The 15,665-nt window shown below is 51.3% G+C and carries 11 protein-coding genes; 6 read left to right on the top strand and 5 right to left on the bottom strand.

The window, feature by feature from the left end; genetic code table 11:
* Positions 1 to 102 precede the first annotated feature (102 nt).
* The gene (locus tag HY774_11355) at positions 103 to 540 is read right to left on the bottom strand and encodes a thioesterase family protein (GenBank protein MBI4749078.1); all 438 of its coding nucleotides are present in this window, start codon (positions 538 to 540) and stop codon (positions 103 to 105) included.
* A 75-nt stretch (positions 541 to 615) separates the two neighbouring features.
* On the bottom strand, positions 616 to 1,113 hold the full coding sequence (locus HY774_11350; GenBank protein ID MBI4749077.1) for a hypothetical protein: 498 nt from the start codon (positions 1,111 to 1,113) through the stop codon (positions 616 to 618).
* Positions 1,114 to 1,189: 76 nt separating this feature from the next.
* On the opposite strand from HY774_11350, the gene HY774_11345 reads away from it, so the two are divergent.
* A complete protein-coding gene (locus HY774_11345) occupies positions 1,190 to 1,492 on the top strand; it encodes a hypothetical protein (GenBank protein ID MBI4749076.1) in 303 nt (100 codons plus the stop codon).
* A gap of 99 nt (positions 1,493 to 1,591) precedes the next feature.
* Positions 1,592 to 5,551, top strand: coding sequence for a GAF domain-containing protein (locus HY774_11340; GenBank protein MBI4749075.1), 3,960 nt, complete (start codon positions 1,592 to 1,594; stop codon positions 5,549 to 5,551).
* A 157-nt stretch (positions 5,552 to 5,708) separates the two neighbouring features.
* On the opposite strand, the gene HY774_11335 is transcribed toward HY774_11340, so the two are convergent.
* The 3 genes from HY774_11335 to HY774_11325 all read right to left on the bottom strand — a co-directional run bounded on the left by HY774_11335 (position 5,709) and on the right by HY774_11325 (position 9,322).
* Positions 5,709 to 7,538, bottom strand: coding sequence for a PAS domain S-box protein (locus HY774_11335; protein MBI4749074.1), 1,830 nt, complete (start codon positions 7,536 to 7,538; stop codon positions 5,709 to 5,711).
* A gap of 12 nt (positions 7,539 to 7,550) precedes the next feature.
* Positions 7,551 to 7,997: a response regulator gene (locus tag HY774_11330; GenBank protein ID MBI4749073.1), complete on the bottom strand. Its 447-nt coding sequence runs from the start codon at positions 7,995 to 7,997 to the stop codon at positions 7,551 to 7,553.
* A gap of 116 nt (positions 7,998 to 8,113) precedes the next feature.
* The gene (locus HY774_11325; GenBank protein ID MBI4749072.1) at positions 8,114 to 9,322 is read right to left on the bottom strand and encodes a PAS domain S-box protein; all 1,209 of its coding nucleotides are present in this window, start codon (positions 9,320 to 9,322) and stop codon (positions 8,114 to 8,116) included.
* Between the two features lie 194 nt (positions 9,323 to 9,516).
* Between HY774_11325 and HY774_11320 the strand changes: the two genes are divergently transcribed.
* The 4 genes from HY774_11320 (at position 9,517) to HY774_11305 (ending at position 15,275) form a co-directional block, all read left to right on the top strand.
* Complete coding sequence (locus HY774_11320) at positions 9,517 to 12,465, top strand: calcium-translocating P-type ATPase, PMCA-type (GenBank protein ID MBI4749071.1); 2,949 nt, start codon at positions 9,517 to 9,519, stop codon at positions 12,463 to 12,465.
* Between the two features lie 252 nt (positions 12,466 to 12,717).
* A complete protein-coding gene (locus HY774_11315; protein MBI4749070.1) occupies positions 12,718 to 14,025 on the top strand; it encodes an NAD(P)/FAD-dependent oxidoreductase in 1,308 nt (435 codons plus the stop codon).
* A gap of 140 nt (positions 14,026 to 14,165) precedes the next feature.
* Positions 14,166 to 14,681, top strand: coding sequence for a DinB family protein (locus HY774_11310; protein ID MBI4749069.1), 516 nt, complete (start codon positions 14,166 to 14,168; stop codon positions 14,679 to 14,681).
* Positions 14,682 to 14,684: 3 nt separating this feature from the next.
* Entirely contained in the window at positions 14,685 to 15,275 is a 591-nt protein-coding gene (locus tag HY774_11305; GenBank protein ID MBI4749068.1) for a Uma2 family endonuclease, read from the top strand.
* Positions 15,276 to 15,665 lie beyond the last annotated feature (390 nt).

Here is a 15,665-nt window from a genome sequence, read left to right as displayed (position 1 = left end):
GAGTTGCATCACGGATAGCACAATCCTATAACACAGTAATTTATAATTTTCCAGAAAATCGTTTCGAGCCTGGGGTTCAATGGGCTAAAAGAACAGCAAGTACTAGATTTCGGCAAAATCTTCACTGCGGGCAATCGCCCGAATAGCTTCAATCAATTCGGCTGGCGGAATGGTCAATTTCCGGGTTGCGAGATCCAGCCACCCGCCGTGGCTGGTGACCCGAGCGCACATTTTTCCATCTTGACGAAAAAACTCATTCCGGAGCCGAAATCGCGACGCATCTGATGTCAGGGCCGAGAGTGTCAGGGTAACTTCAAACGGATCAAGGAGATGAAGTTCACGGAAGTATTCAATTTCATCACGCAGAATCACCGGGCCAATCCGCAACCGGGCAAATTCGCTCATCGGAAAACCGTGTTCCTGAAAGTACATCATTCGGACGTCGCCCGAACGGTCAAGATACGAGGTGTTGCGCATATGAGCGTTAAAGTCCATGTCTCCCCAGCCAGCCAGAAAACTTTTGCGAAATGGAGCGGTCATGCGGTGTTGATTCCTTTAGAAGTAGGTTTGCAGGTTTTGAAAGTTTTCGCATCTTGCCAGAAAGAAAGGAAATTTTCATGGCTTCCGCTCGGTTTCCCGCAAGATTGGCCTTCCCGTAGCCGTTCCCTGTTGAAAGACAATTTTTTTGAAGCCATTCTCCAGAAAAGCTTTCTCTAATTGGTCCATAACATCACCTCTTTCAACTCTAAGGTATTGGCCGTTGAATAGTTTCCCAAAAACAACCACAACCAGATCTTTCTTTTTCAAATCCAGAAATGGCAAGGCGGCAATGAGGTACTCTTCATTCATTGCCTTTTTAGGTGGTTTTCCTGGCTGAATTACCCAAATCCAGTGCCCTTCTAACCCCACCACCAAATCAGCATCTTTTTCAAGTTGAAAAGCACGGTCTGTTTCGGAATCAGAATATTCGTCTGGCGAAACAGCCTTTTTCTTTTTGATCTTTTGTGGCTTTGCGGAGTTTGTTTGGGAAAGAGCTGGAACAGTTGACCAGCCGCACATTCCAACCAGGATCATTCCGGCGAGAAATTTCCGTGCCTGATGAGAAAACCTCATTGTAGAGCCCCTTTAGTCAGAATCATGTTAGTGGGCAAGTGAAAGCTTAATCGCTGCTCCGTTGCGGAAAGGTCACTTGAACTTGACAACCCCCGCCCGCAGGGCGATGGAAAGTAGCTGGTGGGCAGCCTGCTTTGAGGCGCACCCACCGGAAGAAGGCAAGCCGCGAATAGTTTGCGCCCGGATGGGCGCTGGATCAATCCCCCAAAGACTCCGGAATTTTCACTGGAATCTTGCCATCGATCCCTTCCAGCGCCCATCCGGGCGCGAGCGGGATGGGCACGGATCCGGTGGTATGCCCAAAGCGGCAAACCACCGGCTACTTTCCGTCGCCCATCCGGGCGGAGCCCGACCTTTCCGCAACGGAGTTAATTGCTGAACCGTTTCATTCTTTCATAATTCCCCACTTCTCATTCATAATCAGATTTCGTGGCTTCCCCCTGCCGGCCCAAGTCCAAACCTGTCCCACCTCTGTGCCATGCCGCTTCGACTTGTTTCCATCGGTTGTGTTTTGCTGCTCAGTTTGATGGCTGGGATTGGCCTGACATCCTCGTCAAAGTCAGGTCGAGGTGTGCCACCGGGCACCAAACGAACTCAACTGATTTCCCCGCTTCCAACCCATCAAAAGTCACCTGACCAAAATTCAGCGGTTGAACAAAGCCGCTCACGCCTTTTGGGATTACCATTTTCTCCACGGCCCGTTTTTTATAACTACACAGATCGTGACGGATTGCCGCAAAATTCCATCATGTCGCTGGCGGTTGATCGCAAAGGGTATCTCTGGGCGGGAACACAGGATGGAGCGGCCTATTACAACGGACGAACCTGGACGCTGGTCAATATGCCCAATCGGACAGTCTCAAACTACGTCCGAGCTGTCCTGGCCGCGTCGGATGGGAGTTTGTGGTTTGGGACCAATGCCGGAGGGCTGTCTCAACTTTCCAACGGCGTCTGGAAGACAATTGATACCGGGACTGGATTGCCAAATTCACAGGTTCGGTGTTTGCTCGAAACCAGTCGAAATGGAAAACCAGTCATTTGGGCTGGAACGCGGGAGGGACTGGTATCTTTTGAAAACGGTCAGCCGACCTTCCATTCAAAATCAACCGGATTGCCCCACAACACGATTTTAACCCTGACCGAAATTACCCTCAGCACCGGGCAGAAAACCATTTGCGTGGGAACGAGTGGTGGGCTGGCCTGGCTCGAAGCCAATGGAACCTGGACAACGGTCAATGACGCCTCTGGATTACCCCATAACACGGTATCCAAAATTGTCGAAACCACTGATTCAACGGGGAAAAAAGTCCTGTGGGTGGCAACCAGCGGTGGTCTGGCTCGATTTCAGGAGAATCACTGGAGTGTTTTCACAACCAGTGATGGGTTACCGTCCAACACCATTCGAACCCTGCTGGAGACAGTTTCACCTGAAGGAACCCGTTCTCTCTGGATTGGAACTTCTGGGAGCGGGGCCGCCTGTCTCAAAGACAATTCCTGGCAAACATTTGATACCCGCTCGGGATTTCCGAGCAATGTCGTGGTGTGTTTTCTCGAAACCGTTTCACCTGAGGGCATTCACACCCTGTGGATTGGGACCGATGGCGGCGGACTCTGCCGGGTAACCAACAATCAGTGGCAGGTCCTCGACGACCGATCCGGTTTGCCTGACAACAATGTGTTTTCAGTCCTGGTTTCACCTGGAAAGTCTGGTGGATCAGACTCGGCGTGGATTGGAACGTCGGGTGGAGGACTGGCCCATTTTGATCAAGGAAAGTGGGAGGTGTTCAACACCCAAAATGGACTGCCGCACAATGTCGTCTTATGCCTGCTTGAAACCAAAGACACCAATCAAAACCCTCAACTTTGGGCTGGAACTGGTGGGGGAGGGATTGCCTGTTTCCAAAATGGTCGGTGGACAGCCATGGGGTTGGAATCAGGGTTGCCACATTTAACCGTCTATTGTTTGCTTGAAACTCTGTACCCGGATGGAAAGCGAACCTTGTGGGCCGGAACGGCTGGTGGGTTGGCCCGGTGGGAGAATTCCAAATGGGTAACCGTTCCCTTTCAGACAAAAGCCACACTCAACATTGTCCGGTCGCTGTATCAAACGACGCTCCCCGATGGTACTCCTGAAATCTGGATTGGAACCGCCGGTGGCGGACTGGTTCGATTGGTCAATGAACAGTTTGAAGTCATTGATCAAACCCAGGGCTTGCCGAACAACAATGTCTATTGCACGCTGGTGGTTCCGGCACCGGATGGGAAGCGCTGGCTGTGGGTTGGCACCGATGGCGGTGGGGTGACCCGGACCTGCCTTGACTGGCCAGATCGCTCCTGGTTTGGACTTTCGGATACAACCCTTCCAGCGCTTCCCAACAATGTGGTGTATCAAATTCAGGCAGATACTCAAAAACGTATTTACCTTTTTACGAATAAAGGAATCTGCCGATTGATCCCCCGCCAACCAACCTCGGAAAATCCATCGCAGTTTGAAACCTACACGTTTACCAGTGAGGACGGGCTTCCAGGAAATGAGTGCAATAGCGGTGCTTCGTTTATGGATGCAGCCGGACAGGTTTGGGTCGGAACCGTTCGCGGGGCCGCTGTTTTTAACCCGGTCACTGAAATTTCTGATCGGACTCCGAAACCTTTGTACCTTGAACAACTTCTAATCAACAGTGAACCGGCGCCAACTCATATTCTAAACCGTCAAGCTCTGTCAAAAGGCGATCAGGATCATCAGCCAGAGTTGAGCTACAATGAAAACAATCTCCTGTTTGAGTTTGCGCTCCTGAGCTATTTTCGGGAATCAGACACCCGCTATCAAACCCAGCTTGTCGGCTTTGACAATGCACCAACTCCCTGGACCGCCAAAGCCACCCGCGAATACACCAATCTGCCCGCCGGACGATATACCTTTCAGGTCATCGCCCGCGATTATGCCGGAAATGTCACGGCGCCGCTGCAACTGTCATTTCGAATCAAACCCGCTCCCTGGCGCACGTGGTGGGCACTTTTGATCTATCTCGGGCTGTTGGGCGGAAGTATTTATGTGGGTTATGCGTGGCGGATTCGCGTGGTCAAACGCCGTCAGGAAGAACGCATTGCTTACCTGCGCCGGTTGCTACAAAGCACGCGCACCATCAATTCCGAACTGGAAATTGATTACGTGCTCCAACAACTTGCCACCGAAGGCGCCCGCCTGGTGGATGGTGATCCTTGCGGCATTGGGCTGGTTCAGAATTCACACATCGTCTTTAGCCGGGTCTGGACCAACGGAAAGTGGGACAGTCAGCCGGTTTCATTCCCGCTTGGCGAAGGTGTCACCGGCCAAATTGTGCTTCAAGGAAAGCCCGCCATCATCCACGATGCCCAAACTTCAGATCAAATTGCCTACCCGGAACTTGTGAAACGGTATGAAGTGCGCGGGTTCATTGGCGTGCCGATTGTAATGAGGTCAGGGCGAATCGGAGGCGTGGTGCTGGTTCGCCATCGCGAAGGTCGCCCGCTTTTTTCTGAAACCGATGTTGAAATCCTGGAATCCCTGGCCCATCAGGCAGCCGTGGCAATTGAAAACGCGGCGCTCCACGGCGAACTTGAAACCAAAAATCTTGAACTGGAGGAGAAAAACGAAACGATCACCAAATCAGTGCTCGAACTGGAACGGCTCTATCAAAATGAACTCGAAGTCACCCGCCGGCTCCAGGAACTCAACCAGATGAAAAACAATTTTATGATGGTGACGTCCCACGAGATGCGAACGCCGCTCACCGTGCTCAAAGGCTATAACGAAGCCCTGGCCGAAGGCACACTGGGGCCGCTGACAACGGCTCAAAAGCGTTCGCTGGCGTCGTGCCAGCGAATGGTCTCGCGGCTGACAACGAGCTTTGACGATATCCTGCAAATGTTGAAAGTGAATGAGGGAATCCTGGCGCTCAAACTGGAACTGGTTGATCTGGCTCAACTTACCCAGGATTCCATCGAAGATCTGGCTTCCTTTGTTGAAAAACGTCACCAAACACTTCACCTGACCGGAGATTCCAGGTGTGAGGTCACCGCAGATCGGGAAAAACTCAAAATTGTGTTACTGAGCCTGATTCAGAATGCCATAAAGTTTACCTATGACGGCAACGTGATCCACATTCAGGTCACCGCGACAGACGCTGAAGTTCAGTTCAGTATCAAAGACACCGGCATTGGAATTGAGCACAGCGAAATTCAACGAATTTTTGACCGCTTTTATACAAGCCGGGACGCGACTTCGCACACTTCCGGCCAGTATGAGTTTTCAGCCCGCGGGACGGGACTGGGGCTTTCAATCGCGAAAGCCTATATCGAAGCCCACCAGGGCCGAATCTGGGCCGAATCGGCTGGTCCGGGTCAGGGCAGCACCTTCCATTTTGTGCTTCCACGCCTGATGAGCGAAATAGCGAAATAGCGAGTAGCGAGTAGTCAATCCAGAAGAGTGAGAAAACTTCACCCTGTCACCTGTCACCCTGTCACCCTGTCACCCTGTCACCTTGTCACCTTGTCACCTTGTCACCCTGTCACCCTGTCACCTTGTCATCTTGTCACCCTGTCACCTTGTCACCTTGTCACTTCTGGCCAAGTGGGATGCGCAACGTAAACGTCGAGCCTTTGGCAATTTCTGATTTCACATCAACCTGACCACCGTGGGCGCGGGCAATCCGGCGGACGGCGGGGAGACCCAGGCCAGTTCCACGAGGAGAAGTGGTGTAAAACGGGTGAAAAATCTTGGCCAAATCCTGTTCGGCAATTCCCCGACCATTGTCTTCGACTTCGATCACCGCTTCGAGTGGATGGTTTGGGGAATCAGGTTTTACCAGCTTGAGCCGAACGGTAATTTGCCCACGATCACCAACCGCATCCAGCGCATTCAGGATCAGGTTGAGAATTGCATCCTCCATTTGGGCGGTATCAATTGAGGCAACGATTGGATCGGTTGGCAATTCCAGGTCAACTGAAATCCGACGGTCGGCATTTGGTCCCACGGTTGCTTGATGTCTGGAGAGAACCACGGCGTGACGGACTATTTCATTGAGCAAGGTTGGGGTCTGGGTCAGTGCCCGAGGCCGGGCCCGATTGAGCAATTCACGAACCGTTCCATCAATTCGACCGACTTCGCGGCGAACGGCTTCAAGCGCCGTCCGTTCCGGATCCCCTTGTGACCGCCGCCGAATCAAAATATCCACCGCACCTTGAATCCCAGCCAGTGGGTTCTTGATTTCGTGGGCGAGGCCCGCAGCCAGCTCGCCAATTAACGAAAGCTGGGTCGCCCGCATAAATTCGTTCTCAAGCCGCTTTTTGTCGGAAATGTCGGTATTGACCGTGAGTTTGGATTGGGGCCGGCCTTGACTGTCGTAGGAAACTGTCCAGCGACTTTCGACAATCAGTTCCCTTCCTGACTTGGTTGCCATATGCAATTCACCACGCCAGCCACCTTTTTCCGCAATTTCCTTCTGGATAACGACCAGCTCGGTCTGGCAGCAATCATGAAAAACAGCTTCCAATGGCTTTCCCATCACTTCCGCCGCTTTCCATTCAAACAACTGCTCAGCACCTTGATTCCAAAACTGAACCCGATTCTCCCGGTCAAGCACCCAAATGGCATCCTGTGACTGATTCAACAGGGTGGCCTGTTCACGGATAAGCTGTTCGGCTTGCAGCCGTTCGGTAATGTCATATAACAGCCAGACCTCACCCTGCTCATAGCTGTAACCGGCAAACTCAACAAACCGAACCTGTCCATCCTTGCGCATAATCGCCTGGATCCGGGAATCGGCAAACTGAGTCGCCCGATCCGCTTCATATTCAGCAAAAAACCGGTTGCCTTCAGTACCATAGAGCAAGGAAAACCAGTCTGAAATCGTGGTGATTTCCGATGGCTGATAGCCGGTGATTTTTTCAACCGCTTTGTTAAAGAAAATTGAGTCGCCGTCACGATACACAGCGCCTGCGGGCAAATTCTCGACCATTGATCGAAGGCGGCGCTCGCTCCGCTTTAAAGCTTCCTCAACACGTTTACGTTCAATGGCATACCGGAGGGACCGCTCCAGCAAACTGCCATCCACCTGCCCTTTGACCAGATAATCCTGGGCTCCGAGATTCAACGCATGAATAGCCACCGAAACATCTTCAAATCCGGTCAGCAAGACCATCGGCGTTTCAGGGAATTGATCCTGAATACTTTCAAACGTCGCCAGGCCGTTGCTATCCGGCAACGAAAGGTCAAGCAAAACCACATCCACCTTTGTCTGCTTCAGGATCGTGACACCTTCGGAAAGCAGCCGGACAGAGGTAACACTAAACACAATGTCTTTGGCCTCGGCCAGCATTTCACGAACCAGTCGCGCGTCACCTGGGTGATCTTCGATCAATAAAACCTGAATGGTTTCAATCTTCACAAACCGCTCCCTTTACAATGACGGCAATTTCACAATACTGAGCCAAAACCCTTCAATTGATTCAACGACCTGAATAAATTGATCAAGGTCAACTGGTTTTGTGACATAACAATTGGCGTGAAGGTCATAGCTTCTCAAAATATCCTGCTCGGCGTCTGAGGTGGTTAACACCACGACCGGAATGCTTCGCAACCGATTATCCTTTTTGATTTCCGCCAGGACTTCTCGTCCGTCTTTTTTGGGGAGATTGAGATCCAGCAAAATCAAGTCAGGAATACAGGCATTCGCAAATTGTCCTTCCTGGCGGAGCAGGGCCAGGGCTTCAACTCCATCGCGGGCGACCCGCAACGTGTTTTTGACTTTGGCTTCCTTGAGGGCTTCGAGTGTGAGGCGGACATCTCCTGGGTTGTCTTCGACCAGCAGGATTTCAATTGGTCTTCCAAATTCCCTGTGTTCCATATGTTCATTGTTCTCCATAGGTTTGAGGCTATTATTTCTTCCGGATTTCAAAATACAGCCAGCAAAAGGGCAAGGAAAACGGCTACTTCTTTTCTATAACTTTCTAACTACCAATTTCAAGCAATCACCTTCCCTGATTGTGGATCAGTGGGAAGCGTGAAATAGAAGGTCGAACCGTTTCCAAACTCTGACTCCACCCAGATGCGTCCCCAGTGGCGCTCGACAATGCGTTTGCAGATTGCCAGGCCGATTCCGCTGCCGGGGTATTCAGCAGTATTGTGCAGGCGTTGAAAAATAACAAAAATTTTCTCAGCATATTGTGGTTCAAGCCCGATGCCCCAATCACGGAACGAAAAAATCCATTCTTTCCCTTCCTGACGGGCGGAAATATGAATTCGGGGCGGCTTTTCGCCATGAAATTTGAGGGCATTCCCAATCAGATTTTGGAAAATCTGTCCCATTTGCAAGGCATCGGCCATCACGGTTGGAAGCGGATCGTGGGTAATTTCCGCCTCGGTTTCCTCAATGAGCAACCGCAAACTGAGCAGCACCCGGTCCAGGACTTCCTCAAGATTGGTTACGGTAAATTCTTTGCCGCGTGTTTTGACTCGTGAATAGGCCAGCAGGTCATTGATGAGCTTTTGCATCCGCACCGCGCCATCCACAGCAAAATTGATAAATTCGTCGGCATCTTGATCCAGTTTGCCCCGATACCGTTTGGCCAGCAGTTGGGTATAACTGGCGACCATCCGCAATGGTTCCTGAAGGTCATGCGAGGCAATGTAAGCAAACTGTTCCAATTCAGCGTTTGAGCGGGCCAGCTCAGCGGTGCGTTCGATCACCCGCTGCTCAAGCTCTTGATTTAACTTATGGATTTGCCGCTCAGCCTCTTTACGTTCTGAAATATCCCGTATTATGCTCGTCACATACATTCCATCTTGGGCTCTGAGTGGACTTAAACTAATTTCAACCGGGAATTCAGTTCCATCTTTTCTTCGCGCCAGCAAATCCCGGCCACTTCCCATCGGGCGGGTATGGGGGTTGGCTGAATATCGTTCCCGGTGCCCCAGGTGATTTGTGCGATACCTGTCAGCCACCAGCAATTCAATCGTTTTTCCAACCAGTTCTTCACGAGTATACCCAAACAGTTTTTCCGTCTGTGAATTGACCAGGACGATTTGGCCCTGATCGTTGACAATCAAAATTGCATCCGGTGCTAATTCAAACAACTCCATAAACGTTGTATCAGAAGCAGCAAACGGCTTGATTTTATTGGACTTACGTTTAGCTCCAGCCCGTTTTGAAGGCGTGCCAACGGATTCCATAAATGAAAATTCTCCTTAAAAAATGAAGAGCAGAGGTAACCAACAGGCCAGGAATTCTCGGAAAATTGAGCATAAAACAGGCAGAGTTTGTTCGTTTTGCGGCCCCAATTGCAACCCTGGGTCGCAATCTCCTCCCATTTCAATACAATACCCAACTTGAACGAACCATCTTGAGCTCCACATTTAGGAAAACTATGAGTGAAACAACAACCGCACGAAGCACAGGATATCGAGGACTGACTTCTGCCGAGGTTGAAGCCAGCCGGCAGAAACACGGCATTAACGTACTGACTCCACCTGAGCGTGATCCGTGGTGGAAACTTTTTTTGGAAAAGTTTGATGATCCAGTGATCCGCATCCTTATCATTGCGGCGGTCATCGCCATCGGTGTTGGAATTGCCGAGGGTGAATACCTGGAAGGCATTGGCATCGTGGTGGCCATTTTGCTCGCCACCGTCCTGGCCTTCCTCAATGAATATCAGGCCAACAAGGAATTTGACATCCTCAATCAGGTCAGCGATGACGTTCCGGTCAAGGTTATCCGGGATGGGGCGTACACAACCGTTCCCCGCAAGGAAATTGTGGTTGGGGATCTGGTCCTGCTCGAAGCCGGTGAAGAAACCCCGGCTGACGGGCGGTTGATTGAAGCCGTTTCGCTCCAAATTGATGAATCACGATTGACTGGGGAATCGGTCCCGGCTTCAAAAGTCGCGACTGAAGATCTGGTCAAATATACCAGCCACCACGAAGGCGCCTATCCACGCGATAAAGTCCTGCGCGGGACTTTTGCTTCGGATGGACACGGCATCGTCGAAATTGCAGCCGTGGGTGACGGCACCGAAATCGGCCAGACCGCACGGGCTGCCGCCGAAGAAACCGGTGAAGAAACCCCACTCAATAGACAACTTGAAGGGTTGAGCAAGGTCATCGGCGTCGTTGGGTTTGGCATTGCCGCGCTGACCTATACCGCGTTGACCGCACGCGGGGTCATCACCGGCGATCTGAAACTGGCCCAAAATCAATGGATATTTATGGGCATCCTGGTCGTGGCGGTGCTCATTGCCCTGGCAAAGGTTTGGCTGCCGATTTTTTATGACGGGTTGGAACTGGCCGGCAGCGAAGCCGAAGCTCCGGAATGGCTTGAAGATGAAGGCATTGGCGGCTGGGCCAAAACGGTTGGCGGCGGAATTTTGTTTTTTGCCGTGGTGGCCGGAATTGCCTTTGGGGCCAATCTCATCCCGCAGGATCCGAAACTGTGGTTTGAACCCCACGTCACCAAAGAGCTGATCAAATACTTCATGATTGCCGTGACCATCATCGTGGTGGCGGTGCCCGAAGGTCTGGCGATGAGCGTGACGCTCAGTCTGGCCTACAGCATGAAGAAGATGACTCGTGAAAATAATCTGGTGCGCCGGATGCACGCCTGTGAAACGATTGGTGCCGCAACGGTGATTTGTTCTGATAAGACCGGAACGCTCACCATGAATGAAATGCGCGTGTTTGAAATGCGCTTCCCCGCCTTTTCAAACAAACTCCTGTCGAGTTCACTTTCCACTGATTTGGAAAAACTGATCGCGGAATCAATTTCGGTCAACTCCACGGCCAATTTGAGCAAAAAACCAGGTGAAAAACCCAAAGCGCTTGGGAATCCGACCGAAGGGGCGTTGCTTCTGTGGGTTGATGAAGCCGGGGTTGATTACAATGAAAAACGGGCCCAGTTTCCAATTGACCATCAATTGACATTTTCGACCGAACGCAAATTCATGGGCACGCTCGGAACGTCATTTAGCGGTAAGCAAATCCTGCATATCAAAGGCGCTCCGGAAATTGTAATGGATCGTTGTAGCCAGATGCTGACCGCTCAGGGGCTGCAACCGCTGACTGAAGCTGAAAAAACCACTATTCACAAAGAGTTAAAGGATTATCAGGCTCGCGGCATGCGCACCCTTGGGTTTGCCTACCTCGAATCTCCGCCAAAAGATCCAGAAGATAAAATCGAAAATGTTGCTCGCAATATGGTTTGGTTGGGATTTGCAGCCATTGCCGACCCAATTCGTCCCGAAGTTCCGCCAGCCATTGCCGCGTGCCGGGTGGCTCAAATCGGTGTCAAAATCGTCACCGGCGACAACAAAGAAACCGCCAAGGAAATTGCCCGCCAGATTGGTCTGTGGGATTCAACTGATACCGATGATCACCTGCTGACGGGCCCCGAGTTTGGTAAATTGAGCGACGAAGAAGCGAAAAAATCACTGCGCACACTCAAAGTTCTCTCCCGAGCACGTCCACTTGACAAACTGCGGATGGTAAAACTCCTGCAAGAAGACGGCAATGTGGTGGCAGTAACAGGGGACGGGACCAATGACGCTCCGGCGCTCAACTATGCCAACGTCGGGTTGGCGATGGGAAAAGCCGGAACAGCCGTAGCCAAAGAAGCCAGCGATATCATCCTGCTTGACGATTCATTCCGAAGTATCGTCAATGCCGTGATGTGGGGACGCTCGCTCTATGAAAACATTCAACGATTCATCCTGTTTCAGTTGACGATCAACGTCGTGGCGCTCGGCGTGGCACTCTTGGGACCGTTCATCGGCGTCAAATTGCCGCTCACGGTTACCCAGATGCTGTGGGTCAACCTGATTATGGATACCTTTGCCGCACTGGCACTGGCCACCGAACCACCTCATCAAAGTGTGATGAACCGGCCTCCCCGCAAAGCGGACGCTTTTATCGTCACGCCGGCCATGGCGAGGTCCATTTTTGGCGTCGGCGGGTTCTTTCTGGTCTTTCTGGTTGGCTTCCTGATCTACCTCCAACAAGGAGGACCAATTGACAACGACCGCTACAAACTGTCGGTGTTTTTCTCGGTGTTTGTGTTTCTTCAATTCTGGAACCTGTTTAACGCCAAATGTTTAGGTCATAACTTCTCGACTTTTCACAACCTGGCTGAAAACAGGTCATTCCTCTTGATCGCCGGGTCAATTTTGATCGGCCAGATCATCATGGTCCAAATTGGCGGAGACGTTTTTAACACGACACCACTCCGGGCTGATCACTGGGCCATCATTATCGGCTCCACATCGGTTGTGTTGTGGGTGGGTGAGATCATCCGGTTTATCCGTCGGTCAAAGGAAAAACCTGCTTGAGAAACCGTCAGGCTGAAGAAATCAGGCTGAAGAAGAGGGACGCTGGAAACGGCGTCCCTCTTTTTTTCTGAATTTTTTCACCGGCTGTAACCTTTTGAATGGCTCAATCGTGTCCAGGGAAGAATGAAGAAAGCCTGATGCCTGGCTTCGAAAACCCCGAACCCCGAACCCCGAACCCCGAACCCCGAACCCCGAACCCCGAACCCCGAACCCCGAACCCCGAACCCTAAATAATTGAAATGAGGTTGCCCTGTGACACATTCAAATTCAGATCAATCAATCATCGTGGTTGGCGGAGGCATGGCCGGATTGACCGCCGCCGTTTTTTTGGCCCGTCAGAATCAAAAAGTGATTGTGCTCGAACGGTCGCAACATCCTGGCGGACTGGCTCAAACCCAAACCAAACATGGCTTCTCTTTGAATATTGGACCACACGCGGTGGGCCTCGGCGGAGCAGCCTTTCGCATTCTGACTGAACTTGGCGTCCCGCTTGAGGGTGGAATTCCAGCTTACGCCGGGTCAGTTGCAATTTTGAAAGACCAGGTTTTTCAACTTCCAGCCAGCCCGGTGTCAATGTTCACAACCGGAATGCTGAGCCTGCCAGAAAAGTTTGAAGCCATTCGATTTCTGGCCGGATTGGAACGAATCAACACCAAACGGCTGATGGGAACCTCGATTCAAACCTGGGTTGATCAGCATTTCAAACACGCCACTATGCGCGAATATCTCAAGGCACTACTGCGACTCTCGACCTATTCCAATGCTCCAGAGCAAACCAGTGCCGGAGTGGCCCTGGCCCAAATGAAACAGGGCGTAAAACAAAACGTCTTGTATTTGCACAACGGCTGGCAATCAATGGTCAACCGCCTGTGTGAAATGGCGACCCAGGCCGGAGTTGAAATTCGCACCAGTGCTCAGGTGCAATCTGTTATCCGTGGTGAACAGGGGACCGTTTGTGGGGTTCGACTGGTCAACGGTGAACGGCTTTCGGCAGCCGCCGTGATTCTGGCAGTACCTCCGAAAGTTGCACTGGATCTGGTCGAAGACAGTCATCAATCAGCCTTTGGCCGCTGGGCAGCACAGATCACGCCAATCAAAGTTGCCTGCCTTGATCTGGCTTTAAGCCGGGTGCCAAAACCTAAGACCAATTTTGCGTTGGGGATTGACCAGCCCTGGTATTTTTCGGTTCATTCGGCAGCCGCCAAACTGGGTCCGGTTGGTGGAGGGTTGATCCATGTCGCCAAATACCTTCCAACCAATGCGAATGATTCATCCGCCACAGTGCGCGCCGAACTGGAACACGTGTTGGATCTGGTCCAGCCGGGCTGGCGCGAAGTGATTGTCCACCAGCGATTTTTGCCAGAAATGACCGTCGCGAATAGCAACCCAAGGCCAACCAGTTTGGGACTTGGGGATCGCCCCCAAACAGTGGTTTCAGAGATTCCAGGATTGTTTCTGGCCGGAGATTGGGTCGGTTCGGAAGGACTGCTGGTTGATGCCAGTGTGGCGAGTGCCAAAGATGCGGCGCTCAAAACCACTGAATTTATCTCAAAGAAATGAGCCTGGGGCCAGCCTCGCTGACTGAAATCCTGAATTTCCAAACAGTCTCTAAGACCTGATTGGGTTGCCTTGACAATAGGAAACCATGGTAGATTCAGCCACCGGACAGTTATCAAACACCAATCCTCCAAATCGAATGTATGACCGAAATTTTGATTTCCCACTTTCGCCGCTGGTTTGAGTATGAACAGGACAGCCACACCCGCGTGCTGGCTTCGCTTGAAACCGTTCCGGCGGCATCGCGCTCGGCTGAAGCGTTTCAACAGGCGCTGAACCTGATGGGGCACATGGTTTTTGCCCGGAGACTGTGGCTCTATCGGCTGGGAGGACTTGCCGAAAAGCCCGTGGTTGTCCCCAAAACCGTGACGCTTGACGAACTTCCCGCCCAGTTCGAAGCCATGCACGCGGCGTGGTCTGATTACCTGAACTCAGTAACCGATGACGACCTGGTGAAGACCTTTGAATACCAGAGTTTGGACGGCAAACGCTTCCGGAATACGGTCGAAGACATCCTGGCGCAGCTTTTTGGGCATTCGTGGTATCACCGGGGCCAGATTGCCTCGCGGATCAAAGCGATTGGCGGCACGCCGGCGGTGACGGATCTGGTGTTCTGGTCACGCGAACTGATTGAAGAACCTGACACCCTCGGAAGTTGAACTATGTCATCAACCCCCAAACACCAACTGACCGAAGCCGAATACCTTGCCATTGAGCGTCGGGCTGAGTTCAGAAGTGAATTTTATCGAGGCGAGATGTTTGCGATGGCAGGTACCAGCCGCCATCATAACCGAATCGTAACAAATCTGGTGGCCAGGCTTGATCAACAGTTGCGGGATCGGCCCTGTAACGTGTATTCCAACGACATGCGGATATTAATTCCGAATGCAGGACTCTACACCTATCCAGACATTGTGATCACGTGTGGAACAGAGCAGTTTCTTGACGACACAGAAGACACCCTGCTCAACCCGCTGGTGATTATCGAAGTTCTCTCTGATTCAACCGAAGCCTATGATCGCGGTAGAAAGTTTGAGCAGTACCAAAAGATCGCTTCGTTACAGACTTATGTGCTGGTGGCGCAAAATGCTCAACGCGTCGAACAGTACGCCCGGCAGGCTGACAGCAAATTTTGGACCTACTCCGAAAGCCACGAAGCCGGCGACGTCATCACCATCGGGGCCATCAACTGTGAACTGAAACTTGAGGATGTTTATTCGAAGGTTGAACCCACGACCGAATTTTTCAATTAATAAGAGACTTGTATTCTGGTCACGGGAACTGATTGAAGAACCAAAATGAGTGGTCAAGTTTAGAGTTCCGCCTTCAGGCGGGTTGGATCTGCACTCGTCAGGTCCTTTTTGTATTTGCCTAACTTGTGCCTATTGTTACTTTCTCCCGGAAATAGCATAAACGGATCAGGAAAAATATAATTGGTTTTCCCAAATATTTATTGAAGCTATTCCTTTTTAAAAAAAGCTTTTCTCGGTCTTCCAGAAAATGCAATAAAGGTTATTACGATTTATGATATACTGATCCTTCTTTAAAAAGGAGGCTCAAAGATGGGAAACTTAAGATACAGCGAAATCAAGAAGAACCCAATCAAGGTATTGGATTGGACAAGCTTACTGCCGGAGGAATTT

This window comes from Acidobacteriota bacterium, from assembly GCA_016208495.1.
In the GTDB taxonomy this organism is placed as follows: Bacteria; Acidobacteriota; Blastocatellia; order Chloracidobacteriales; family Chloracidobacteriaceae; genus JACQXX01.
The sequence above is the reverse complement of the archived record's forward strand: the minus strand, read 5'-3'. Positions and strand labels throughout refer to the sequence as shown.

Coding starts and splice junctions, on each gene's coding strand:
- HY774_11355 (MBI4749078.1), bottom strand. CDS start 540: ATGACCGCTCCATTTCGCAAAAGTTTTCTGGCTGGCTGGGGAGACATG.
- HY774_11350 (MBI4749077.1), bottom strand. CDS start 1,113: ATGAGGTTTTCTCATCAGGCACGGAAATTTCTCGCCGGAATGATCCTG.
- HY774_11340 (MBI4749075.1), top strand. CDS start 1,592: ATGCCGCTTCGACTTGTTTCCATCGGTTGTGTTTTGCTGCTCAGTTTG.
- HY774_11330 (MBI4749073.1), bottom strand. CDS start 7,997: ATGGAACACAGGGAATTTGGAAGACCAATTGAAATCCTGCTGGTCGAA.
- HY774_11325 (MBI4749072.1), bottom strand. CDS start 9,322: ATGGAATCCGTTGGCACGCCTTCAAAACGGGCTGGAGCTAAACGTAAG.
- HY774_11320 (MBI4749071.1), top strand. CDS start 9,517: ATGAGTGAAACAACAACCGCACGAAGCACAGGATATCGAGGACTGACT.
- HY774_11310 (MBI4749069.1), top strand. CDS start 14,166: ATGACCGAAATTTTGATTTCCCACTTTCGCCGCTGGTTTGAGTATGAA.
- HY774_11305 (MBI4749068.1), top strand. CDS start 14,685: ATGTCATCAACCCCCAAACACCAACTGACCGAAGCCGAATACCTTGCC.